Annotated in this window: 27 protein-coding genes; 20 read left to right on the forward strand and 7 right to left on the reverse strand. The window is 58.3% G+C overall.

Annotated elements, in window-relative coordinates; genetic code table 11:
* Positions 1-24: 24 nt before the first annotated feature.
* Together FMA36_RS11365 and FMA36_RS11370 are read right to left on the reverse strand one after the other, a co-directional pair.
* Positions 25-2,661, reverse strand: a complete 2,637-nt coding sequence (locus FMA36_RS11365; protein WP_159262382.1) for a TonB-dependent receptor plug domain-containing protein — start codon at positions 2,659-2,661, stop codon at positions 25-27.
* Between the two features lie 101 nt (positions 2,662-2,762).
* The gene (locus tag FMA36_RS11370) at positions 2,763-3,239 is read right to left on the reverse strand and encodes an Lrp/AsnC family transcriptional regulator (protein WP_159262383.1); all 477 of its coding nucleotides are present in this window, start codon (positions 3,237-3,239) and stop codon (positions 2,763-2,765) included.
* A 358-nt stretch (positions 3,240-3,597) separates the two neighbouring features.
* On the opposite strand from FMA36_RS11370, the gene FMA36_RS11375 reads away from it, so the two are divergent.
* From FMA36_RS11375 to FMA36_RS11395, 5 genes are all read left to right on the forward strand, one after another.
* A protein-coding gene (locus tag FMA36_RS11375; protein WP_110571345.1) for an IS630 family transposase occupies positions 3,598-4,664 on the forward strand; the annotation gives its coding sequence in 2 pieces (ribosomal slippage) (positions 3,598-4,084 and positions 4,084-4,664; 1,068 coding nt in all).
* Between the two features lie 175 nt (positions 4,665-4,839).
* On the forward strand, positions 4,840-6,075 hold the full coding sequence (locus FMA36_RS11380; RefSeq protein ID WP_159262384.1) for an aromatic amino acid transaminase: 1,236 nt from the start codon (positions 4,840-4,842) through the stop codon (positions 6,073-6,075).
* A 52-nt stretch (positions 6,076-6,127) separates the two neighbouring features.
* Positions 6,128-6,481 carry a TIGR04076 family protein gene (locus FMA36_RS11385; protein ID WP_159262385.1) on the forward strand — a complete coding sequence of 118 codons (354 nt, stop codon included), beginning with the start codon at positions 6,128-6,130 and terminating at the stop codon, positions 6,479-6,481.
* 26 nt (positions 6,482-6,507) lie between these two features.
* On the forward strand, positions 6,508-7,542 hold the full coding sequence (locus FMA36_RS11390) for an aldo/keto reductase (RefSeq protein ID WP_159262386.1): 1,035 nt from the start codon (positions 6,508-6,510) through the stop codon (positions 7,540-7,542).
* 687 nt (positions 7,543-8,229) lie between these two features.
* Entirely contained in the window at positions 8,230-9,423 is a 1,194-nt protein-coding gene (locus FMA36_RS11395) for a tyrosine-type recombinase/integrase (protein ID WP_159262387.1), read from the forward strand.
* A 3-nt stretch (positions 9,424-9,426) separates the two neighbouring features.
* Here FMA36_RS11395 and FMA36_RS11400 read toward each other — a convergent pair whose 3' ends face one another.
* From FMA36_RS11400 to FMA36_RS19950, 4 genes are all read right to left on the reverse strand, one after another.
* Positions 9,427-9,846, reverse strand: coding sequence for a DUF6941 family protein (locus FMA36_RS11400; RefSeq protein ID WP_159262388.1), 420 nt, complete (start codon positions 9,844-9,846; stop codon positions 9,427-9,429).
* The gene (locus tag FMA36_RS11405) at positions 9,839-10,249 is read right to left on the reverse strand and encodes a helix-turn-helix domain-containing protein (protein WP_159262389.1); all 411 of its coding nucleotides are present in this window, start codon (positions 10,247-10,249) and stop codon (positions 9,839-9,841) included. The genes FMA36_RS11400 and FMA36_RS11405 overlap by 8 nt, the downstream gene beginning before the upstream one ends.
* A gap of 840 nt (positions 10,250-11,089) precedes the next feature.
* Entirely contained in the window at positions 11,090-11,689 is a 600-nt protein-coding gene (locus FMA36_RS11410) for a CatB-related O-acetyltransferase (RefSeq protein WP_159262390.1), read from the reverse strand.
* Between the two features lie 748 nt (positions 11,690-12,437).
* On the reverse strand, positions 12,438-12,701 hold the full coding sequence (locus FMA36_RS19950) for a helix-turn-helix domain-containing protein (RefSeq protein WP_475704525.1): 264 nt from the start codon (positions 12,699-12,701) through the stop codon (positions 12,438-12,440).
* A gap of 109 nt (positions 12,702-12,810) precedes the next feature.
* Between FMA36_RS19950 and FMA36_RS11415 the strand changes: the two genes are divergently transcribed.
* The 15 genes from FMA36_RS11415 (at position 12,811) to FMA36_RS11480 (ending at position 20,844) form a co-directional block, all read left to right on the forward strand.
* Positions 12,811-13,062, forward strand: a complete 252-nt coding sequence (locus tag FMA36_RS11415) for a hypothetical protein (protein WP_159262391.1) — start codon at positions 12,811-12,813, stop codon at positions 13,060-13,062.
* The gene (locus tag FMA36_RS11420; protein ID WP_148371063.1) at positions 13,059-13,256 is read left to right on the forward strand and encodes a hypothetical protein; all 198 of its coding nucleotides are present in this window, start codon (positions 13,059-13,061) and stop codon (positions 13,254-13,256) included. The genes FMA36_RS11415 and FMA36_RS11420 overlap by 4 nt, the downstream gene beginning before the upstream one ends.
* Entirely contained in the window at positions 13,253-13,513 is a 261-nt protein-coding gene (locus tag FMA36_RS11425; RefSeq protein ID WP_159262392.1) for a hypothetical protein, read from the forward strand. Before FMA36_RS11420 ends, FMA36_RS11425 begins: the two co-directional genes overlap by 4 nt.
* Positions 13,510-13,743 (forward strand): hypothetical protein, encoded by a 234-nt coding sequence (locus FMA36_RS11430; protein ID WP_153469057.1) that lies wholly within the window; start codon positions 13,510-13,512, stop codon positions 13,741-13,743. Before FMA36_RS11425 ends, FMA36_RS11430 begins: the two co-directional genes overlap by 4 nt.
* Entirely contained in the window at positions 13,740-13,988 is a 249-nt protein-coding gene (locus FMA36_RS11435; protein WP_159262393.1) for a hypothetical protein, read from the forward strand. Before FMA36_RS11430 ends, FMA36_RS11435 begins: the two co-directional genes overlap by 4 nt.
* Complete coding sequence (locus FMA36_RS19750) at positions 13,985-14,107, forward strand: hypothetical protein (RefSeq protein WP_259369275.1); 123 nt, start codon at positions 13,985-13,987, stop codon at positions 14,105-14,107. The genes FMA36_RS11435 and FMA36_RS19750 overlap by 4 nt, the downstream gene beginning before the upstream one ends.
* Positions 14,104-14,403 carry a hypothetical protein gene (locus tag FMA36_RS11440; protein ID WP_159262394.1) on the forward strand — a complete coding sequence of 100 codons (300 nt, stop codon included), beginning with the start codon at positions 14,104-14,106 and terminating at the stop codon, positions 14,401-14,403. Before FMA36_RS19750 ends, FMA36_RS11440 begins: the two co-directional genes overlap by 4 nt.
* Positions 14,400-14,729, forward strand: coding sequence for a hypothetical protein (locus FMA36_RS11445; protein WP_159262395.1), 330 nt, complete (start codon positions 14,400-14,402; stop codon positions 14,727-14,729). Before FMA36_RS11440 ends, FMA36_RS11445 begins: the two co-directional genes overlap by 4 nt.
* Before the next feature lie 115 nt (positions 14,730-14,844).
* Positions 14,845-15,513: a hypothetical protein gene (locus tag FMA36_RS11450; RefSeq protein ID WP_141300434.1), complete on the forward strand. Its 669-nt coding sequence runs from the start codon at positions 14,845-14,847 to the stop codon at positions 15,511-15,513.
* Positions 15,514-15,624: 111 nt separating this feature from the next.
* Positions 15,625-15,822, forward strand: a complete 198-nt coding sequence (locus tag FMA36_RS11455; protein ID WP_048855537.1) for a helix-turn-helix transcriptional regulator — start codon at positions 15,625-15,627, stop codon at positions 15,820-15,822.
* Between the two features lie 225 nt (positions 15,823-16,047).
* Positions 16,048-16,320, forward strand: a complete 273-nt coding sequence (locus FMA36_RS11460; RefSeq protein ID WP_159262396.1) for a hypothetical protein — start codon at positions 16,048-16,050, stop codon at positions 16,318-16,320.
* The gene (locus tag FMA36_RS11465) at positions 16,317-16,625 is read left to right on the forward strand and encodes a hypothetical protein (protein ID WP_159262397.1); all 309 of its coding nucleotides are present in this window, start codon (positions 16,317-16,319) and stop codon (positions 16,623-16,625) included. Before FMA36_RS11460 ends, FMA36_RS11465 begins: the two co-directional genes overlap by 4 nt.
* A complete protein-coding gene (locus FMA36_RS11470; protein WP_159262398.1) occupies positions 16,622-19,219 on the forward strand; it encodes a DUF927 domain-containing protein in 2,598 nt (865 codons plus the stop codon). The genes FMA36_RS11465 and FMA36_RS11470 overlap by 4 nt, the downstream gene beginning before the upstream one ends.
* A gap of 315 nt (positions 19,220-19,534) precedes the next feature.
* Positions 19,535-20,227: a hypothetical protein gene (locus FMA36_RS11475; protein WP_159262399.1), complete on the forward strand. Its 693-nt coding sequence runs from the start codon at positions 19,535-19,537 to the stop codon at positions 20,225-20,227.
* Positions 20,224-20,844, forward strand: a complete 621-nt coding sequence (locus FMA36_RS11480) for a hypothetical protein (RefSeq protein WP_159262400.1) — start codon at positions 20,224-20,226, stop codon at positions 20,842-20,844. The genes FMA36_RS11475 and FMA36_RS11480 overlap by 4 nt, the downstream gene beginning before the upstream one ends.
* An 81-nt stretch (positions 20,845-20,925) precedes the next feature.
* Here the strand turns inward: FMA36_RS11480 and FMA36_RS11485 are convergent, their stop codons facing one another.
* On the reverse strand, positions 20,926-21,105 hold the full coding sequence (locus FMA36_RS11485; protein ID WP_141300422.1) for a hypothetical protein: 180 nt from the start codon (positions 21,103-21,105) through the stop codon (positions 20,926-20,928).
* Positions 21,106-21,272: the final 167 nt, after the last annotated feature.

Below are 21,272 nucleotides of genomic sequence, written 5' to 3' on the forward strand. Positions count from 1 at the left end.
ATGTAGCGGAAGCCGGGATGTGTTTCAGAGCGTGAAGTTGATGCGGCCGTAGTAATAGCCACCCGTCATGGGTACCTGGGCGGACTGGTAGTCATAGATCTGGCCACCGACATAGTTCAGGTTATCGGGCAGCTTGCGCGGGCGGATATTGAAAATATTGTTGGCGCCCACGGCAATGTGCCAGCGCGGGTTGATGCGGTAGCCGATCTCCAGATCGGTCAGCCAGCGCGGCGTATTCTTGAACTGGCCAAAGCATGTCTGGGAAAACTGCTGCGAGGAGCCGTCCGCGCAACTGCCCGTTGCCCAGTCCATGTACTGCAGCATGGATGTGGTCTGGCCATAGCGTGTCTGGCGCACGTTTACATCCCATTTGCCAATGGTCCAGTAGGCATTGAGGATGATCTTGCTGCGCGGATAGGCGGTGGTGATGGATGAGATGTTGGAGGCATTGAGGTATTGCGCCATCTCGCCGCTATTGGGGTCGTCATAGGTGCCGTTATGATGCAGGCGCGTCCGGTTGAGGTCGATGGCCATGCTCAGCGCAAGGTTGCCATAGCGGTGCATGTGCAGCAGGTAATCCGCCTTGATGTCCACACCCTGCGTGCGGGTGCTTGCCCCGTTTGTAAAGTAATAGGCCGACACATCCGATGGTGTGACGCTGGAGCTGAGCAGATAGCCCGAACTTTCCAGAGCATTCATGGCGGTGGTCCCGTTAACGACACCACCCTGCACGATACGGTCACGGATATTGATCTGGTAGACATCAGCCTCGATATGGAACCCGTCGACCGGTTCAAGCACGATACCGGCGCTGACATTGGTTGAGCGTTCCGGCTTGAGCTTGCTTGCGCCGAGCGCCTGCGCGGCAGGTGAGTCCACGCCCAGCAGACCGCTTGCGCCCGTCGGGCCGACCGTCATGGACGTATAGTGCTGTTCCGCCAGGGTGGGGGCGCGGAAACCATTGCTGATCGTGCCACGGATGGCAACGCGGCGGGAGAAGTTGTAGCGGGTCGAGACCTTGCCGTTTTCGGTATTGCCAACATCGGTATAATGCTCGAACCGGCCGGCAAAATCGACATTCCATTTGGGCGTGAGGTGGAAGTCGCCATCAACGTAGCCCGCCCAGATGTCACGGTCCCAGTTGCCGGCGCTCTGGGGCTGCAGGCCATTGAACGCCGAGACGCCACCATCTTCATACGAGGCCGGGATGCCTGCCTTGACCGTATAGGTTTCAAGCCGGTGCTCCGCGCCAAAAGCAAGGTTCACGGGCACGACGTTGGCGATCTTGAACTGGCGCCGGAAATCCGCATTGTTTGTCCACTGGGCCATGCGGAAGGTCTCCGCCCGGACCTTGCTGGGCGACCAGCCACATCCGCCCGAAGAATAATACGGGCTGGAAGGCGAGGTGGAGCAGCCACTGCCTTCGGGGCTGAGCATGCCGAGGTTGGCGGTATTCTTGTTGCCGATCTTGTCCTCATCGGCGCCGTAGGTGGTGCTCACATCCCAGTTGAAGCCAAAGAAATTGTCGCCCTTGAGCCCAAGGGTGGCCGCGTAGTCGTTTTCCTCATCCGTCAGGATGGGAGAGAACCCGTTGGGATACATGCCCGGTGCGGCAGAGGGGGTGCGATAGTTCTCGAAAGCCTCCGAGTGGCGGTGCGCGTATGTAATGAGGCCATAGAACTGTACATCCTTGGCAATCGTCTTGCCAAAATTGATGCTCAGGTTCTCACGCGTTTCTTCCGGCGTGCTCGTAAAATGGTTGGACTCAAGCGAAGGCGTGGCCGAACCGGTATAGTTGGCGCCTGTATAGGCCCCGGCAGGTGCTGCACCGCCCATGAGGCGGTGGTCGTAGGTCTTGGGCAGCATGTGGTCGGTATGGTAGACCTGCCCGCTCAGGTGCAGGTAGCCATCCCCTCCGAGCGAAAGCCCGCCGTCGGCGCCCACCTGGTACTGCCAGCCATCGCCATTATAGGCATTCGCCCCGGTCTGGCTGGTGATGTCCAGGCCGTGATTGGTTTTCTTGGTGATGATATTGACCACGCCTGCAATGGCATCCGAGCCGTAAAGCGCGGCGGCGCCATCTTCAAGCACCTCGATATGGTCGATGGCTGCTGCGGGGATCATGTTCAGGTCAACCGGCGTCGCCCCGAAGTCTGGCCCGGCATCGGCCGAGATGTTGGCCGTCGTGTGACGGCGCTTGCCATCCACGAGCACCAGCACCTCGTTGGGGTTGAGGCCGCGCATGCGGATTGACGCCGTAAGGGCGCTGGCATTGGTGCCCATGGGGTTGACGTTAATGGAGGCATAGGTACGTGTCAGCGCGTCGCCAAGGTTCATCTGCCCAGACCGGCGTAGCGTTGCGCCTGTAATGACCGAAACCGGGCTGTTGCTCTGCCGGGCGCGCACATTGCGCGAGTGGGTGCCCGTTACGATAATGGCTTCACCCGTATCCTGCTGCCCCGCGCCCCCGTGGGAGAGCGTGGCCGACGCGGCATGGCGGGCTGGCGTTGCGCCATGACCCGCTGCGCGCGCGGGATGGCTCACGCCTGTCGAGGCTGAGGCATTCGGGGCTGCTGCGAGATCCACGCTCTGGGCCGTGGCGCCCTTGATGGTTGCGGGTGTCAGGATACAGGCAGCAAAAAGACACTGTCGAAACGTCATTGCAGGTTACCTATTCTTCGGCAGGCCGCTGGGTGCGACTGTCTGTTGTGGCATGCATGAAGTGGATATGGTTGTGGTGAGTGCGTTGCGAGCGCATGTGTTCAGGAGTAGTCCAGCGGGAGTGTGGTCACGTTCTTCACATTCCCCAGTATGATGTGCGATGTAATGGATGCGATGTCTGATGAAAAAAGCAGTCGATGTGCAATGAATTCCCGATAGGATTGCAGATCACGTGAATATACCAGCAAGATGAAATCAGATGATCCCGTTATGTAATGACAGGATACGACTTCGTTCAGGCGGCTGATGTGATTGCAGAACCGTTTTTCAATATCGGGCGAGTGCGAATGAAGCTTGACGACGACAAAGGACGAAACATTCAGGTTGACCTTTGCCGGGCTGAGAATGGCGACGATCCGGTCGATGTACCCTTCATCCTTGAGGCGTTGCAGCCGGCGTGAACACTGCGAGCTGGACAGGTTAACAATGTCACTGAGCTCATTGAGGCTGATGTCACCCTTGTTCTGCAATGCAGAAAGGATGGCCCTGTCAAAGCTGTCCATTGTTGCCTCACGCATTGCCGCTATCCCTCAGGGCAGTTTATTAGGTCATTCCGAAAACCGTTTCTTATATAAAACATAATATAATTCGGTTTCATAACGGAAAAAATATATTCGTCAAAATTTGCGAGAACCGTGCAGATCAGGCGGTTCTGGACTGGATATTGCAAATTTCTTGCATAAAAAACGGACGGGAAGCATGGTTTTTTGATTTTTTGTGTCAGCAGTATTGCTTCCGGGCATGGGAGTGGGGGCTTTGCAACCCGATAATTCATGCGTCTGGAGCGGTGTAATACCAAGGGCTACTGTCTCTGACTCATCTGTGAAGTGACGCGAAGGGCCTGTTCTGATTCTGTCGTGAGAGGGAGGATCGGGAATGGCTGGTGCGATTGCCTTACGGACGGATTATACGGCTTCTGCGTTACGGCGTCTGGCCTCTCGTACGCGGGATGCGAATGTTGCACGGCGCCTTTTGTCTCTGGCTGCGGTGCGCGACGGTGCCAGCCGGGGCGAAGCGGCGCGGATCGGCGGGATGGACCGGCAAACCCTGCGGGACTGGGTGCACCGGTTCAATGCTGCGGGGCCGGATGGCTTGCACGATCAGTGGCGCAACGGGTCGGTCTGCCGCCTGACAGCGGACCAACTGGCAGAATTATCGGCGCTGGTCACGACAGGGCCTGACCGTGCCCGGGACGGCGTGGTGCGCTGGCGTCGGGTCGATCTTCAGCGGGTCATCGAAGAGCGTTTTGGCGTCTCCTATCACGAACGCCATGTCTCCGCCCTGTTGAAGCGGCTTGGGTTCAGCCACGTCAGCGCGCGTCCGCGTCACCCCGGACAGGATCCGTCCGTCATGGACGCGTTTAAAAAAACTTCCCCACGATCCTGAGCGCCCACACCGGGCATCTGCCCAGAGGCAGGCGGATTGAACTCTGGTGGCAGGACGAGGCCCGCATCGGGCAGAAAAACGGTCTTGTCCGGCAATGGGCGCGGCGTGGCACCCGACCACGCCAGCCTGCCGATCAACGCTATGAGAATGCCTGGCTGTTCGGCGCCATCTGCCCCGCACTCGGCAAGGCGGCAGGCCTGGTGTTGCCGTTTACCGGCACGGCCAGCATGCAACTGCATATCGAGGAAATCTCACGCTGCGTCGCACGCGGAGCGCATGCCGTCGTCCTGCTCGATCGTGCCGGCTGGCATACGACACCCAAACTCAGACTGCCGCGCAACGTCAGCCTGATCTTCCTGCCGTCCCGCGCGCCCGAACTGAACCCGGTCGAGAATATCTGGCAGTTCCTACGCGCCAACTGGCTGTCCAACACCGTGTTCAGCGGCATCGAACACATCATCGAAGCCGCATGCACCGCATGGAACAACCTCACCGCCCTGCCACAGACCATCCGATCCATCGGCCTCAGAAAATGGGCTCATATAGGTCAAAGGTGATAGCCCGTAGTATAAGTGTGGATGGAGGCATGCGGCATATGTAAAATGGCGTGAATCATGGCGCCTTATGAATGATTCATGCAAAAAAACAGCATTTCTTCTGAATAATGCAATAAAGTTGCACGGCATCCGGATGATACTACCGCCTTGTATTTTTTCAGTTGAAAGTGCGGCCATGTCCTTTTTGGATGATTTACCTCTTTTGCCGCCGGACCCGCTTCTGGCGGTTGCCCGGCAGGCAGGGCAGGATAATCGGGCAGGAAAAATAGACCTTACGATTGGGGTGTACAAAGACCGGAGCGGGCAGACGCCAATCTTCAGAAGTGTCAAGGCAGCGGAAAGCTATCTTGTACAGAACGAACGCACCAAATCCTACATCTCGACCGACGGGGTCGCCACCTTCTGCAGCGCGATTACGGCTTTTGTACTGCCCACGCATCAGGTGGCGTGCAACAGGCTGGCAACCGTGCAGACCATCGGGGGCACGGGAGCGCTTTCACTCGCGGGCCGTTTCCTGGCCGAGAACTGCCCCGGTCAGGCCGTATGGATCGGCACGCCGACCTGGAGCAATCATGTCGCCGTCATGCAGCAATGTGGCCTGCCCATCCAGACCTATCCCCGCAGCCTGCCGGGGGGTGGACGCAATTTTACGGCCATGATGGATGTCCTGGCCAATAAGGCGCGACGGGGCGATATTATCCTGCTGCAGCCCGTGTGCCACAACCCCACGGGTGATGACTGGAACGATGCCGAGTGGGCCGAGATTGTGGAGCAGGTTGTCAGGGCCGGTCTCGTCCCGCTGGTGGACATGGCCTATCATGGCCTGGGGCAGACCCTGGATGCCGACCTGCTGCGCCTGCATGCATTGATGGAAAAGGTCGAGATCGCGCTGCTGTGCTATTCATGCAGCAAGAATTTCGGTCTGTACCGCGAGCGTGTTGGCGCGCTTTTGGTGGGGGGGCAGAGCCGCGCCCGGCCCGCGGCACTCCAGAGCCAGCTCGCCGCCATTGCCCGCGCCAGCTATTCCATGCCGCCTGCCCACGGCGCGGGCGTGGTGGGGCATATCCTGACCACGCCCGCCCTGCGTGCGCAATGGGAAGATGAGGTCAGGGACATGCAGGCCCACCTCCATGCCGTGCGCCAGACACTCGCTACCCATGAGCGGATTGGGCCGTGCAATGCGCGCGCCATTGCCAGGGGGCAGGGCATGTTCTGCATGTTGCCACTGCCACCAGCGATTATTATGCTGTTACGAAACGAACATGGTCTTTACATGGCCGATAATGGACGGATCAATCTGGCGGCATTGAATGAAAATAACCTGCAGCGGTTCGTCTCTCTCATCAACCAGGCATGGGAAAGCGCACAGGCCCGGACGGCGGTGGCGGCCGGTCTGCCGGCCTCATCATGAGATGGCGCTTTTCATGAATGATCCCTGTTCTGCCCAAGCTGCGAGATGACATATGTCCGATAGCAACACGACTGACGCGGAAGACGGCACGTTCTTCCTCTATGACCTCAAGGTCGAGGTCATTGCCCCGGAGGGCAGCAAGATCTGGTGCAATGCCAAAGTGGGAGACTACTTTGAAGTGAAAGGAGAACTCCTGCATTTCAGGGAGGACATGCCTTTCAGCCTGTACAATCTGGCCGCCCTGCTGCCACTCCTGCCAGCAAAGCAGCGGCATCTGGATAAAAATGACTGGATGTCCACTGACACGGATATCGCCTGCACCGACCCCAACTGCCCGACGCGCTTTCGGATCACCCGCACGGGGCTGCGACGGTTCCGCCATGATGAAACGACAGCCGTTTCCTGATTTTCTCTTTTTATGGATCAAGCATAATGCCAATTGACCGTTTTTATATTGATGGCTCCTACAGTATCTCCCGTATCATGAAGGGCGGATGGCACCTTGCAGGTGGCCATGGCCAGGTGGATGCGCAGCAGGCCATTGCCGACATGAAGGAATTTGTCGAGGCCGGCATTACGACATTTGATTGCGCCGATCATTATACCGGGGTTGAGGAAATGATTGGCCAGTTCCGGCAGGCCTACCCCGATCTTGCCAAAAAGACGCAGGTGCAGACAAAATTCGTGCCGGACCTTGATATACTGCCCACCATCAACCGCCAGTATATTACCAGCATCATTGATCGCTCGCTGGCGCGCATCAAGGTTGATTGCCTTGATCTGGTGCAGTTCTTCTGGTGGGACTGGAGCATTCCCGGTGCGGTCGAGACCGCTCAGGTGCTGCATGACCTGATGAAGGCAGGAAAGATTGCCCGCCTTGGCATAACAAATTTTTCCGTCGCCCAACTGAGCCAGCTCGTCGATGCCGGCGTTCCGTTCGTGACGAACCAGGTGCAATACTCCCTGCTCGATCGGCGCCCGGAGCGCAAGATGGTCGAGTATTGCACCGAGAAGAACATATATATCCTGACCTATGGCCAGCTTGCGGGCGGGTTCATTTCAGAAGAATGGCTGGGCAAGCCCGAACCCGTGGGGGAAATGGCCAATCGCTCCCAGACAAAATACAAGCTTATTATCGATGATTTTGGTGGGTGGGAAAAATTCCAGTCCCTTCTGCGCCTGTTGCACGATATCGGTCAGCAATACGGTGTGGGGATTGGTGAAGTTGCCGTGCGCTGGGTGCTTGAACAGCCGCGTGTGGCAGGTTCCATCGTGGGGGCGACCTCCACGCGTTACCTGAAGCGTAACCAGAGTATTTTCTCCTTTTCCCTCTCGCCGGATGATAACAGCCGTATCCGCCAGATCATTGGCGAGACCTCTTCCGTGCCGGGCGATTGTTATGAACTGGAAAATGATCGCACCGGCCGCCACGGGCGCATCATGCGCTATAACCAGAACAAGGTCTGATTCTCCATCATAGTCAGCCATGGCGCGAAGGATACCGGGGTCTGTTCCGTGTGAACTGCCCCGGGTCTGGTCTGGCTGTGATATGCCAATACGGGTCGGGGGCCGAACAGTGCTTGGGCCCGTAATGGTGCACCTGCCAGCAGATGAGACCGTTTCCTGCCGCTGGCAATCGCCATTCACGAAGGCAGGCGGTATATTGCCAGTCCCTGGGGCGTAATTCCGTAGTGGCAACCGGTGCGACCGGTCTGCTTATGAGCCCTGCCTGCACCCATAGTGGGGGCAGGGGGCTGATTGTCGCTCAAGGTGATCCGGGCAGAGGGAATGAGAGCCGTTGCGGTTCTGCATGTCGCCAGACGGTATTAAAAACCGGTCTGGACGTATCTGCATGTTCCCGCTCAGGGCATCATCCATTATCGGTTCAGATTTAGAGAAATCCGTAACCAACTGATTTAACACTAATTTTTAAGAAAAGATGGCTCCCGAAGTATGAGCCTAACCTAAGTGTCTATGGGCGTCTGAAAGCGTCAATAACCTACTGTTTCATAGACATATAATTTTCACCCTGTTTCCTGATGCGTCTGAACGTGTCCCACGATGGCCGTTTTTATCATGGGTCTGATCATGGGTTTGGTATCATGGGTCTGTTGATCCGATTCGATTTCCAAACCCCAGACCACAGGTTTCGCCGTGCCCCGTATCAGCCATAACCGCCTGACAGTCCGTGCCGTCTCGTCTCTCAAGGATGGTGTCTTTGCGGACGGAGGGAATCTGTGGCTGACCGTCAAGGGCAACACACGGGCGTGGTCGGTCCGCTACACCAGTCCGGTAACCGGCAAGGTGCGGGAAATGGGGATTGGCTCAACCCGCACGATCAGCCTTGCGGATGCCCGTGAGCGTGCCGCCGCTGCGCGCAAACAGGTCGCGAATGGGATTGATCCCCTCGAAGTCCGCCGTCAGGAGCAGGCCGAGCGGAAAAAGGAAAGTGGCCTGACATTCGCCCAGGTGGCTGAGAGGTTCATGGTCGAGAAAGCTCCCAACTGGCGCAGCGCCCGAGCGGCCCCCCTCCGGCAAGGCATACTTCGCATCCATATATGTCCGGTCATTGGCGACAAGATCGTGAACGATGTGGAGACGGATGATGTCCTGTCGGTCCTGCGGCCGATCTGGACCACCAAGCCGGAAACTGCCAGTCGGGCCCGGTGGCTGATCGAGAACATTCTGAACTATGCAAAAGTGCATGGTTGGCGGGATGGCGAGAATCCGGCTAGCTGGCGCGGCCATCTAGCGAATGTTCTGCCCAAACCCTCCGCCATGGCGAAGGTCGAGCATCACGCCGCCATCGATCGGAAGGATATAGCGAGGGTGATGGCCAAGCTGGCAGAGTCTCAGGGCATCGCTGCCAAGGCCGTCCGCTTCCTATGCCTGACAGCGGCACGCTCCGGCGAGGTGAGGGGGGCTGTCTGGTCGGAGATTGATCTGAAGGCCAAGATCTGGACCATTCCGGCCGAACGGATGAAGGCCGGGAGGGAGCATCGCGTGCCCTTGAGCGACGGTGCCACGTCTGTCCTGAAAGCCGTTCTGGCGCTTCGAGATCCAGCGCATGGGGATCTTGTGTTTCCAGGCCAGAAAGCAGGCAATCCGCTGTCAGACGTGGCGCTGTCCAAGGCTTTGCATCTGGCGGCCGGCACAAAGGATGTGACCGTGCATGGCCTGCGATCGACCTTCCGTGACTGGGCTGCTGAGGAAACCGACTATCCCCGAGAGGTGGCTGAGATGGCTTTGGCGCACGCTATCGGGGATAAGGTTGAAGCCGCTTATCGGCGGGGTGATCTATTTGATAAGCGGCGAACAGTAATGAAGGCGTGGGATAATTTTGTATAATGATTATTGCATTTTTGGTTCTTCGCTTTGGGGCGATAGCATATCGATAAAAAGTTCTCTAATATTGATCCAATCGCTATTTTCGTCGCGTCTAGCTTGCAATTTATAAATTCCGGCTTCATCAACTTGTAAATCATTGGAAATGATTGCTAAGGCGCCAGGCCGGCTGTAATCAATAAAGTTTATAGTCAGAGTATATTTTATTTTTTCGTTTCCTGACGGATCTAGAAGCCGCACATCGAAAGAATTTATTATTTCGCCATTTGTGAATACTTCAAACCTAATCCAAAACTGCCTAAGTATAACAGGAAGAAATGGAACGACAACTCTTCCTGGGTATGCGCCAATAATAGTCTGATATCCAGTTATTTCTGCTCTGATTTGCTCGCAGAAAATAACTGATTTTATAATTTCTTTAGGCATATGCTCTGCTTCCATGCCTATAATTTTCGTAATTTGTTATAGAAATTTCGATGGTTCCATTACCAACCATTGGTCCTGTGACGGGAGGGAGGCCTTGGCTGGATAAATCAGCGGCTTGCATCACGTAGTTTTCCGGAGGTGGAGGAACTCTCACATTTGAAAACGGCTCACGATCCATTGCTGCATATAGCTTACTGATCGTTTTTAGCGTTGGATTTCCTCGCAGATGAAGCCATTTACTGACGGTGCTTTCGTCGACGTCGAGTTCGTCTGCCATCTGAGCCTGTGTGAGACCACGTCTCATGGCTTCTTGAGCAAAAGTTTCGCTGATTGCAGCTTGTAATTCCTCTACAAGCAGCCCGTGCACGCGTTGGAATTTATCTAGGACGATTCGAAAGGACATTTCCGGTTGCCGTTCCAGTGATGGGAGTAAGTAAAGGTTCATTCAGAGATTCTAGAAAAGACCGAGCATCCTTAATAAAGGGGTCCCATTTTTCATCGCCTTCACCGAGGTGTAGCACGTTGGCGTCTTCTCCGGAATGTAAAATAAGATGATTTATTTCTGGGAACCATCCAAATAGTCGAACATCGTTTGTTTTTAGTTCCCATATTGATTCTGTAATAGGGCGTAGGCACCTCAAATCGATTGGGTAGACCATTTTTCTTCCGTCGCAGAAGCTTTTGAACTTCGCATAAACTTGTACTGCGGGTTCGGGATCATCTGGGTCCTGCACCGTTACGCCAGGTAAACCCTGATCGATCCAGCTTATGAATTTGGGCGTGCCCCATATTTGTCTCCAATGCCCGTCCCTTAATGGAGGATCGAACGAATAAGGTTCGAACCCATGTTTACGCATCGCGTCTACTAAGGTTGCAATATATGGCAAGGGGGCAGGAGGCACAACGTCCATTTGTGATACATTGGCAGGAAGTGCGGGATTAGAATGAGAGGGGACCGGCAAACGCGACTCCGAAGCACGCTGAATGATGGCGACAAATTAGCTTGTAACAACACAAGCCGCCACTCTTGCTAACGCTCGTTTCCCTAGGTCAGATAGAGACATAAAAAACGAGTGTTCCACGTGTTCCACCACGCTAGGCACCTAGAGTAACTGCGGTTTTTCGGAGGTGCAGAGTGGAACACGTTGGAAAATGCGCGGTGTTCCACGTGTTCCACCTCCGGGCCGGTTAAGTGCGAAGAATGGCGGTTTCCCACCATTTTCTGCAATCGGAGATGAAAGCACTACCCTGGAACACTTTCGTATGCCTGCAGGAAATCCTCGATGTTATCGCTCATCAGCAGGGGCATCCGGGCCCGTATGACCTTCTCGGGCCAGTCCCACCATGCCAATGCCAGCAACCGCTCGATGGTTCTCTCAGGGAAGCGGTATTTGATGACCCGGGCCGGATTGCCACCGACGATGGCATAAGGCGGTACGTCCTTCGTCACCACGGCCGCCGTGGCGATGATCGCGCCAGACCCTATGGTTATGCCGGACATGATGTTGGCCCGCGCGCCGATCCAGACGTCATTACCGATCACAATATCTCCCTTGGTGGAATGGTCATCGGATGCGTCAGCTGCTTCGGGCCAGAAATTGCACTGGTTCTTGAACGGGTAGGTGGTGATCGTGTCCGTGCGGTGGTTGCCCAGGATCATCAGCACCTCGCGGGCGATCGAGCAGTATTTTCCGATCTTCAGGCCGGCATATTCGGCCTCTATGATGATGGGAGAGCCCTTGGCGCCATACGTATGGTCCCCGATCTCCCAGCCCCATTCCTCGATCTCGTGGGCCAGTGTGTAGCGTAGGAGCAGCGAAAAGGCGTTCTTGCCGTAATACATGGGGCTGCGCTCTCCCGTTCTGGTTGAGGTTATGCGATGTGCGTTTCTGCATATCGGCTGCCGAAGTGTCAGGCTTTTAACGGCACGCACCCAATGTCCGCAATGAGGCTAAGAAAACCGCAATGTTTCGTGACTTATGAAGGGTTGACGGATCTCTCTCTGATCGCAATGTATGGGGGGTCCGGTGAGGTGAGAACGGCTACCTCACGCACCTGCTAGCCGCAGGTAACTAACCTGGCACCTCTTATGCCGCGAAGAGGGCTGGGCCAAGAGATCGGGGATTGCGTCCCGCCCGGACAAAAAAGAGACCGGTTCGCCGGTCTTTTTTTTATGGGCGAACAGGAAGGCAGAGGCGGCCGGCGGCGCGCCTGGTGGTAATGGTTCGTTCTGGCACACGGTAGGCGGTCTTCACGCGATAAAGCCCGTCTCGGTCCCGTTCCAGCCCTACGGCAATCAGGACATATTCGCCTTCCTGCTGGCTTGATCGAAAGCGTATCACAAGTTCAAAATTGTCCGCATGTTTGGGGGCTTGCCCTATCAATCCGGGCGATTGGCCAACGCGCCGAAGGGCGGACATGCACATGGCATAGTCTTCTGGATGGTCCTTGGCGATATGCCAATGGGCCTGCCGACTGAGGTAAAGTTCCCCCGGTTCGAGGTCTGTTTGCAATGTGCGGTTAATAAGCTGAACGTCGAGAGAGCCTAATCGGAGCGCAACGCATTGAGCTTTGCTTGTGGGTGCCTCCACCTATTCGCTCTTCCTCAACCGCACCCCAGCCCCACCACCATTCTCAGCGATGAACTCGACTCCAGCCGCCTCCAGGGCGGCGCGGATGGCAGAGATTGTTGATTTTCTGGGGGCTGTCACTTCATCCTCGAATCGGACGATAGTGCGTTTTGGCACGCCACTGGCCTCAACCAGTCGGTCCCTTGACCACCCCAATAATCCTCGGGCGGCGCGAACCTGTGCGGATGTAATGTCCTCCACAGCGCCATTTGTGCTTGCGTTCATCTGCACATAGTGGCATCCAGAAGGACGTTCCGCAAGGAGCGAACGACCGGACAGGGAGCTTGGACCCTCCCATGCCCGGCCTAACCACAACCGAAGCGGAGTTTCGGCAATGGCTAATCGTGCCTATAGCACGCCCAGACACACATGGGCATGCTCCCGGCTGGGTACAAGCGTACTCAGCTCCATTTTTCCCAAAGCTGGGAAAGACCCCTTACTTACATCCGAGCATCTGGCGGCCGGGCTGATCTTCCCCGCGCTGCTCCTGCTCGCCCTGGCCGGGTTCGCCCAGCCGGAGATTCTGCGCTGCGGCAGCGCGAAACCCCACCCCACAGTGATCGCGCTGGCGGAGGTGGCCCGATGAGCGAGACACCGAGAGACCGCGTGCATGCCATCGTATGCGATTTGGGGTCTTTGGCTGAAATCTTGGATGCCCTGATCTCCGCCTCAGAACCTGTCCCCGTGCAGTGGATGCATGGATGGGTAAAGCGCCTCCACACCGAACTGGATGTGGCATGGCTGGGTATCCCCGATGAGCGCCGGGAGAGAGCTAAATGACCAGCCCCATCCGCAAGGCCACCATGGCCGCCCTTGGCGCTGATCGCCGGTGCTGGAAGGAACCCGCCACCATCGACGCGGAAACACAGATGCGGCGTTTTGGCGTGGCCTACCGCAAGGTCATCCGCACGCCCGCCCGAACTCTTTCCGATCTACAGGACAAAGCCCGGCTGGTGATGCTGTGTAATCCGAAGCCCGACACCATAGAGGGCAGCCTTGCCCGTGACATTCTGGCGATGAAGGGAGGGGTGAAGTGAAAGACCCTTATGATCTCGGCAAGTTAATCGTAACCACGGAAAATAGCTGTAACGAACTGGACCGGCTTGTGCATGCCCTTCGGCTGATGGGTAGCCAGATGATGGACGCTGCCGACATTCCAGCGCCCGCGCCTACCAAAGAGGACATTGGAGGATGGGCAGACGGGCCTTATTGGGCAGCCCATACGCTGGAAAAGATCATCGCCGGTCTGCGGAGGGCCACGAAATGAGCTGTATCCCGAACTTCCCGGAGAGAGGGGAATATGCCCTCAACTGGCAGCAGCACACAGCCCAGCACTTGCGGAATACCCTTCACACCCTCGCGCATGACATGGACATGACCGATGAGGTCACCATGGAGATCAAGAGTCGGTGGATGGACGTGGTGTTCTGGCTGGCTGACTTCACCGCAAAAATGGAGGCCACCGCACAGGAGGACGCCGAGGCTGTGAAGGCCGGAGGGTATGCAAAATGAAACGCATCCTGATCCACGCAGCCCTGTGGTTTCTCATCCCGCTATCAGCCTGGACGATCCGGGCTGGCAACGCGCTGGGTATCCTGACAATGCGCCTGTGGGCGGAGGTAAAACCATGAGCAAGAGCCCGGAAGCCCCGGTCACGCCGATCGTGCCGGACCTGCAGTTCATAGGCTGGCAGATAGCCGAACAGACGTTCTCAGACGGGGAAGGAGCGGCAAAGCTGCTCGATTACCTGCAGGGCGCAGCCTATGCCATTGGCTTTTCCATCTGGAAGGAAGGCGGCGTGCCCCGTGGCCAGATGCATTACGTGGCCGAGACCATCGCCCAGGCGGGGAAAGCCCGTTGGGTCGAACTGACGATGGACCCGGCTTTCATCGCTTTCCTGTCCGCAGACCCGGAGGGCCGGGCATGAGCCGTCCTGCACGCACCTGGTCCGCCCGCGACCTCCGCCGGATTGAACACCTCCGCAAGGAGGGTCTGTCATGGCGCGAGGTAGGCGAGGCGATGGGCAGCAGTTCCGCGTCCTGCCACCGGGCATGGCGCGCGCATACCGCGCCATCCAGCCTCGCAACGCCCGACCGGCTGGCCGCCATACAGGCTGCCACCACGGAAATCAGCGTCATGGCCGGGATACTGGCCCGCATGGTGGAGGGGGACAAACAGACCGACACTGAGCTGGCATGGCTGGCCGATGGGATCGGTCGATATGCCCACGCCATTGAGGACTGCCTGTCATGAAAACAACTGCGGGCGGTCCATAAACCAGATTGTGTCCCGGCGTGTCTGGGAATGTCATGCAATACTCGCAAACATGAAGTTTGGGTAACGGCTGTTTGGAACAGGAGGCTTGTTCATGGCTGATGATGAGGAAGAACTGGGGGTGATTGGTTCCGGATATGGCTGTGGTTATACCCCCAATCATGTACATCGAAAAAAGCACAGAAGTGCCATGAAATTGGCCGATGAAATCGACAATCCAGTTCTGATGTGGGCAGAAGTATATGATTATCTAGTGCATACCTGTATTTTGGAACTTAACGATGGAGAAGAAGTCGCGGTCTCTGATGTGATTATTATGCCAGAAATGGCGGATTTCTTTCTGCGGATAGCATATGAGGTTCTTTGTTTGGCAGAAGGCAAGCGCCGTGCTGGAGAGGTTAGTGATCATAGTGATTTTTTATTTAACTCATCTCCTGTATTACCCAAAGAAGCCATTAAGTTGTTGCCACAGGCCCTAAGCTTTACGCGTCGAGGCTACAATGCTTTTGCTGAGCTGGCTGCTATTCGTCAGAAAATCCAAGAAGCCAGATTATATGACTGTCTGCTCGCAGATGGGCTGAGCTCTCGAGAGGCGCTGGATGCGTTGTCTCACGAGTTTGGGGAACTGGATCATGCCAGGCGTCGTAAGCGCATCAGAGAAGGGCGATATTTCCGAGAACGCCATGTCTGGTTTGAATCTGATGACGCGACGTTTCGTCATCTGTGCTGGCGCATGAAGATAGGTGACGCCAAGAACCAATAAGGGATGAAACGTCGGGCCGTCCTTCTTTCTGGAAACCTGCATGATAATGGGAATATTTCAGAATCCATGACACGCCCTGACGTGTCGCAATGGATATGGAGATTCCCACACATGCCGATTGCCTTGACCGACCGTGTCCTCTTGCGGATCGATGATGTCATGCGGGAGACAGGAGCCAGTCGCTCCACCGTCCATCGCCTGATGGCTGCAGGGACACTGGTTCGGGTGAAGATCGGGCGGGCCACGCGGATTACGGCAGACAGCTACGCCGCATGGATCGCCTCGCTGACGCAGCCCGACAATGCCTGAAATGGAAATCGCCAGCCCACGATAAGCGGACCGGCGACCCGGAAACACCACACAAACAATGATTGCACAGCGTTTGTAGGGACTGCCGGGTCGATTCGTCCATCTAAATTCGTGGCTGGCACATAGGAAAGTGCCGATGCCGAGCCTTGAAAAGCGCGGACACCCGGAGTCCGTACAGAATCCGGGAAATTCCCTCCTTCTGGCCGTCTGGCCGGAGGTGCGCGCATGAGTGGAACCACTGCTTTTGACGCCGCCACGCGCCAGCAGATGGTGCGGGCCATGACGCGCGACTACCTCGATCAGCTGGAACGCTGCATCGCACAGGACCCGCCCCCCTTGGGTGAGGGACGTAGCATTGCCCAGTGCGCGGCGTTCTCCGCCATGAGCCACCTTCTGGGGCTGGAACTGGAACGTGCCGGACAGCAGGCCCTTGAGGTGCTGGTCGGTGCCGTAACCATCATGCGCGATGTGGCGCTGGGGCGGGAGTTGCAGCCATGACCCGGCACCGTATCGACTTCGAGCGTATCAATCGTGCCGCCCTGGTCGCATTGCCTGCCCTGCTGGGGCGCTGGCTGCCGGACGGCAGGCGCGAAGGCCACGAATGGGTGGCCCGCAATCCCCGGCGCGGCGACCGCGAACCGGGCTCCTTCAAGGTGAACATGAATACCTGCCGCTGGTCTGACTTTGCCACGGGCGACCGGGGCGGTGATCCCGTATCGCTGGCCGCCTACCTGTTCAATATCCGCCAGGGCGAGGCCGCAGCCCGTCTGGCGACCATGCTGGGGCTGGGAGGTGACGCATGAACGAAACCGACATGCCCACCGATTACACCGATCCCGCACCTGATCCGCATATCCCCGTGCCTGCCACCTCCGTCGATAATTTCGGCAATGTCACGGACCTTACACCCGGCATCGAAACTGCCTTTGCTCCGCTTTCGGAGGTCGAACGGCAGGGAACCAGCCCCGGTGATGATGGCCGCGAGATATGGGAGCCTGTCCGCCCCGCACCGTGCGCGCCAGACATGCCGCGTGGTGCCTCCGCCATGTGGGTCTACCGCGATGCGGACGGCCAGCCGCTCTGTGCCCGTTTCCGCAAGGATGATGGTGCGGGCGGCAAGGTGGTGCTGCCCCTGACTTACGGCCGCCGGATCTGGACCGATAACCGTAGCAACCGCCGCGATGCGACGGGCTGGCACTGGAAGCAGGGCGCAAAGCCGTTGCCGCTCTATGGGCTGGACCAGCTTGCAGCCTTTGGGGATGCTCCCGTGCTGCTGGTGGAAGGCGAAAAGACGGCGGACGCGGCCGGTCGCCTGTTCTCCGATTTTGTGGTCATGACCTCGCAGGGTGGCAGTAAGGCTGCGGCCAATAATGACTGGTCACCCCTGGCCGGGCGCAGCGTCACCATCTGGCCGGACAATGACGATGCAGGCCAGTCGTGGGCGGACGATGTGATCCGCCTGCTGCGCGAAGCAGGGGCAGGGATCACGCGCAAGGTCGAACTGCCGACCGGCCTGCCACCGGGATGGGATCTGGCTGATGACCTGCCGTTTGACATGACGCAGGGCGGGGATGTGCCGGATATGGAGATCCTGCGCCCGCTGCTGGACAAGGCCCCGCTGGCCGCGCCCAACGTGGAAATGCCTCACGGTTATTACATGAACCGTTTCGGCCTGAACTTCATGCCCGAGGCCACGGGCGACCTGCCACCATCCCCTGTCTGGATTGCAGCCCCCTTCGATGTGGTGGCTGAAACCAATGACGGCACCGGGCAGGCATGGGGCCTGCTGATCCGCTGGGAAGACCGCGACCACCGCCCGCACCAGTGGGCCATCCCCAAGAAGCTGGTACATGGCGAAGGCAAGGAGATCGCAGGTGAGCTGGAAGATGCCGGGCTGAACTGCTCCATTTCCGCCACACGCCACCTCCGTCAGTTTATTGCCAGCGTGAAGACCCGCACCCGCCTGCGCTGCGTGGACCGGGCCGGATGGCATGCCACCAGCAGCGGGCCAGCCTTTATCCTGCCCGGCGGGGTTACGATGGGCAGCGGTGCGCGTGCCGTGGTGTTCCAGTCCACCCGTGCCGCCATCGGGCAGGAGTTCGCCACAGCTGGCACCCTGGCCGAATGGCAGCGTGAGGTGGCGGCCTATGCGGTGGGTAACAGCCGTCTTGCCCTGTTCCTGTCCGCAGCCTTTGCCGGGCCGCTGCTGGACATTTCCGGTGAGCAGTCCGGCGGCATCCATCTGGTCGGCAAGTCCCAGTCCGGCAAGTCCACCTCCGCCTATATTGCAGGCAGCGTGTGGGGGCGTGGCGACCGTGATGGCCAGATCCGTGCATGGCGCGGCACGGCCAACGGGCTGGAAGGTGTGGCGTCCGAAACCTCCGATACCGTCCTGATCCTTGACGAGATGGGGCAGGCCGACAGCCGCGAGGTCGGGGACATTATTTACATGCTGGCCAACAACACCGGAAAGATGCGGGCCGGGCGCAGCGGTAACGCCCGCACCCGCAAGACATGGCGGGTGTTCTTCCTCTCGACCGGCGAGGTCACCCTGGCCGCCAAGATGGGCGAGGCAGGCAAGCGCACGATGGCCGGGCAGGAGGTGCGCCTCGTGAACATCTCCGCCGATGCCGGGGCCGGGATGGGCGCATTCGAGAACCTGCACGATATGGAATCCGGCGGTGCGCTGTCCGACCACCTGCGTGTGGCTTCGCGCACCTGGTATGGCACGGCGTCACGGGCCTTCCTGTCGCGTCTGGCGCAGGACCGGGGCAATGATGCGGAGGGGCTGCTTGAGGCCATCAAAACCATCCGTGCCCGCTTTGACGATGCCTTCCTGCCCGACGGAGCAGATGGTCAGGTGCGCAGCGTGTCGGCCCGCTTTTCCCTGATCGCGGCAGGCGGTGAACTGGCAGCCGGATATGGCGTGCTGCCGTGGCAGGGTGGCGAGGCCTTCCGCGCGGCGGGCGCTTGCTTCCAGTCATGGCTGGCCGAACGTGGCGGGGCAGGGGCCAGCGAGGACCAGCAGGCCATTGAACAGGTGCGGGCCTTTATCGAGGAGCATGGCGAAAGCCGCTTCACCAACCTCAGCCGTGACACCGAAGGCGAGATGGTCGCCAACGAGAACATCCGCACCAATTACCGTGCCGGGTTCAAACGGCGTGTTGGCACGCCGGAAGGCGACCAGTGGCAATACCTGCTGCTGCCCGAGATGTTCCGCAAGGAGGTGTGCAAGGGACTGGATGCCAAGCGGGCGGCCCGTGCGCTGTGTGATGCGGGCTACCTGCTGCCAGATCCATCGGGGCGGCGCATGTCGCAGTCCGTGCGCATCCCCGATGTGGGCCGGTCGCGCGTCTATGTCGTCAGCAGCGCGATCATGGGGGATGACGATGCGTGACATTCCCCCGTCCGGCTCCGGGTCAGTGTTTTTGCGGTGTTCCATGTGTTCCACGTGTTCCATCTCTCTGGAACCCGCACAAAACTGCCAGTTATCACATGTTCAGGGTGGAACACCGCGCAATTTCGCCGGTGTTCCACGTGTTCCAGATGCGGCAAAAACCGGGGTGGTGGAACACGTGGAACACGTTGGCATCTGCTTACGTGTTCCAGCACGAAGCGAAAAATATGGCTGTTTACCGCCATTAAATCAGCATGGAACACCGGGAACACGTGGAACACCGCATTTTTCATGTGTCGGGCCGGAATGCGACATATGGTGAGCCGTAACCTATCGGACTGGGTATCCGATCTGCTGCCCCAACTGGCACCGGAGCAGGTGCCAGAAATGGCAATGCCACCCGCTAATGATCCGCAGCCGGTCGAGGTGGTTCCTGCCATGCCGTCACCTCCGGCGGAGGGGATCGACCTGTCCAGTGTCACCCATGCCGAGCGCAGGGCGGCTCTGACCGGCTCCGCCATGGCGCTGCTGGGGGAGGCCAGGCATTACGGCGTGTCGATCGTCGTGCGGTGCGGGCATCCGCGCCTGTCCGGCAAGCTGCCACCCGAAGCCACCGAAACCCGTTTCCTGCATCGCCTGGGTGAAAGCCGCCGGGCGGTGGTGATTGCCGCCGATAGCCTGGCACGAGGATGGGCCGTGGAATGGGATGAAGAATACACTGAATCTCGCATCACCCCGCCACGACGGGCAGTGACGGCTGATGTTGAACCCTACGTCGTGGATGCCCGAGCCAATCGCAGGCCCGCGTCATGGGTCGATACGGAGGGTAAGCCTGTGCCGGAGGGATCGGTCTGCCAGTGCTGTCGCGGCACGCTGTGGTGGCGCGAGATGATGCGCCCGCAGGGATGGCGCTGCCGGACCTGCCACCCACCGACCGGGGCTGTGCCGGTCACCGAACAGGATACCCGTGAAGGGGCGGACGGCGCACCGGCAAGGATTGCATCATGAGCAACAAGGATGAAACGCGCCTGATCCGCAGCGTGAAGGGGCGCACCACAAGGGCCGTCCTGTCACCCGATCTGATCCACTGGCCCTCCGTGCGCTATCTGACGATCGAGCCGGTCATGGGGGCGGATGAAATGCCGGTGCCCGATCGCTGGCACCTATATTGCTGGTTTCAGGATATGAGCGTGGGACAGATCGCCAGTGCTGGGCCGTTGTCCGACCAGCGTCGGTCTGCCCTACGCATTGGGGCCATCCATGACGTGATAGTGCTGGATACGTCCCGGCCTTATCCGGCAGGGCCCTCCGTCACCAATGAGGACCGGCTCTGGAAGCGCATGCCCGGCGTTTATGGCGGGGAGGTTATGGGCGAGAGGGTGGCAGCCCATATGGCCTACACCCACAATCTCGATAACACCCAGGCGATAGAAAACACGTTCCGATACCTCTCCCGATGGGCGGAGGGCATCACGGACGCCCGGCTGAGGAACGAGATCCGGCACCAGAGCTTCTGGGCTGCCATGGACTACCTGCAGAAGTTCTTCACGCCAGATGATGAAGACAATGGCGACGACCCAGATGCCGATGACACGGGCGGGATCGGTGATAGGGAGCCGGTATAACTGCCATGACGGAGTGGAGTGTCATTTTGTGCAGGCTCGCCTCTTTATCTTAAAAAAATGGGGGCCGAAGCCCCCATTCCATTAAACCCGTCCGTCCCGGATTGTTGTCCGCTTTCCATTCTTGAATTCGGAAAGCCGTCCCTGATTGATCTTGTAGTCTGCGGCAATGAGGTGCTGATGTTCACCAGCACTGAGGCGCAAACGGATATCAGCCAGTTCAGCAGGGGAAAGGTGACGGATTGGTCGTTTCTGGGCTGCCATCGCAGGCCCTCCTGTAACAAGTTTCCACTTGACACCAGGACCCCAGACGGTAAAGGCTGCCTTTACTGCGGCGGTGGTGATTTTCTCCTCTTACCGTTTCGGGCCCTAACCCGGTTGTGGCTTACGAGTTGATGCACCAGCGTTGGATGGCTTGGGGCTGCAACCCC

Source organism: Komagataeibacter xylinus (assembly GCF_009834365.1).
Lineage (GTDB): Bacteria > Pseudomonadota > Alphaproteobacteria > Acetobacterales > Acetobacteraceae > Komagataeibacter > Komagataeibacter xylinus_D.

Bases quoted from the DNA above. Each gene is read 5' to 3' on its own strand.
- FMA36_RS11365 (WP_159262382.1), bottom strand. From the start codon at position 2,661: ATGACGTTTCGACAGTGTCTTTTTGCTGCCTGTATCCTGACACCCGCA.
- FMA36_RS11370 (WP_159262383.1), bottom strand. From the start codon at position 3,239: ATGCGTGAGGCAACAATGGACAGCTTTGACAGGGCCATCCTTTCTGCA.
- FMA36_RS11380 (WP_159262384.1), top strand. From the start codon at position 4,840: ATGTCCTTTTTGGATGATTTACCTCTTTTGCCGCCGGACCCGCTTCTG.
- FMA36_RS11385 (WP_159262385.1), top strand. From the start codon at position 6,128: ATGTCCGATAGCAACACGACTGACGCGGAAGACGGCACGTTCTTCCTC.
- FMA36_RS11390 (WP_159262386.1), top strand. From the start codon at position 6,508: ATGCCAATTGACCGTTTTTATATTGATGGCTCCTACAGTATCTCCCGT.
- FMA36_RS11400 (WP_159262388.1), bottom strand. From the start codon at position 9,846: ATGCCTAAAGAAATTATAAAATCAGTTATTTTCTGCGAGCAAATCAGA.
- FMA36_RS11405 (WP_159262389.1), bottom strand. From the start codon at position 10,249: ATGTCCTTTCGAATCGTCCTAGATAAATTCCAACGCGTGCACGGGCTG.
- FMA36_RS11410 (WP_159262390.1), bottom strand. From the start codon at position 11,689: ATGTATTACGGCAAGAACGCCTTTTCGCTGCTCCTACGCTACACACTG.
- FMA36_RS19950 (WP_475704525.1), bottom strand. From the start codon at position 12,701: ATGAACGCAAGCACAAATGGCGCTGTGGAGGACATTACATCCGCACAG.
- FMA36_RS11415 (WP_159262391.1), top strand. From the start codon at position 12,811: ATGGCTAATCGTGCCTATAGCACGCCCAGACACACATGGGCATGCTCC.
- FMA36_RS11420 (WP_148371063.1), top strand. From the start codon at position 13,059: ATGAGCGAGACACCGAGAGACCGCGTGCATGCCATCGTATGCGATTTG.
- FMA36_RS11425 (WP_159262392.1), top strand. From the start codon at position 13,253: ATGACCAGCCCCATCCGCAAGGCCACCATGGCCGCCCTTGGCGCTGAT.
- FMA36_RS11435 (WP_159262393.1), top strand. From the start codon at position 13,740: ATGAGCTGTATCCCGAACTTCCCGGAGAGAGGGGAATATGCCCTCAAC.
- FMA36_RS19750 (WP_259369275.1), top strand. From the start codon at position 13,985: ATGAAACGCATCCTGATCCACGCAGCCCTGTGGTTTCTCATCCCGCTA.
- FMA36_RS11440 (WP_159262394.1), top strand. From the start codon at position 14,104: ATGAGCAAGAGCCCGGAAGCCCCGGTCACGCCGATCGTGCCGGACCTG.
- FMA36_RS11445 (WP_159262395.1), top strand. From the start codon at position 14,400: ATGAGCCGTCCTGCACGCACCTGGTCCGCCCGCGACCTCCGCCGGATT.
- FMA36_RS11450 (WP_141300434.1), top strand. From the start codon at position 14,845: ATGGCTGATGATGAGGAAGAACTGGGGGTGATTGGTTCCGGATATGGC.
- FMA36_RS11455 (WP_048855537.1), top strand. From the start codon at position 15,625: ATGCCGATTGCCTTGACCGACCGTGTCCTCTTGCGGATCGATGATGTC.
- FMA36_RS11460 (WP_159262396.1), top strand. From the start codon at position 16,048: ATGAGTGGAACCACTGCTTTTGACGCCGCCACGCGCCAGCAGATGGTG.
- FMA36_RS11465 (WP_159262397.1), top strand. From the start codon at position 16,317: ATGACCCGGCACCGTATCGACTTCGAGCGTATCAATCGTGCCGCCCTG.
- FMA36_RS11470 (WP_159262398.1), top strand. From the start codon at position 16,622: ATGAACGAAACCGACATGCCCACCGATTACACCGATCCCGCACCTGAT.
- FMA36_RS11475 (WP_159262399.1), top strand. From the start codon at position 19,535: ATGGTGAGCCGTAACCTATCGGACTGGGTATCCGATCTGCTGCCCCAA.
- FMA36_RS11480 (WP_159262400.1), top strand. From the start codon at position 20,224: ATGAGCAACAAGGATGAAACGCGCCTGATCCGCAGCGTGAAGGGGCGC.
- FMA36_RS11485 (WP_141300422.1), bottom strand. From the start codon at position 21,105: ATGGCAGCCCAGAAACGACCAATCCGTCACCTTTCCCCTGCTGAACTG.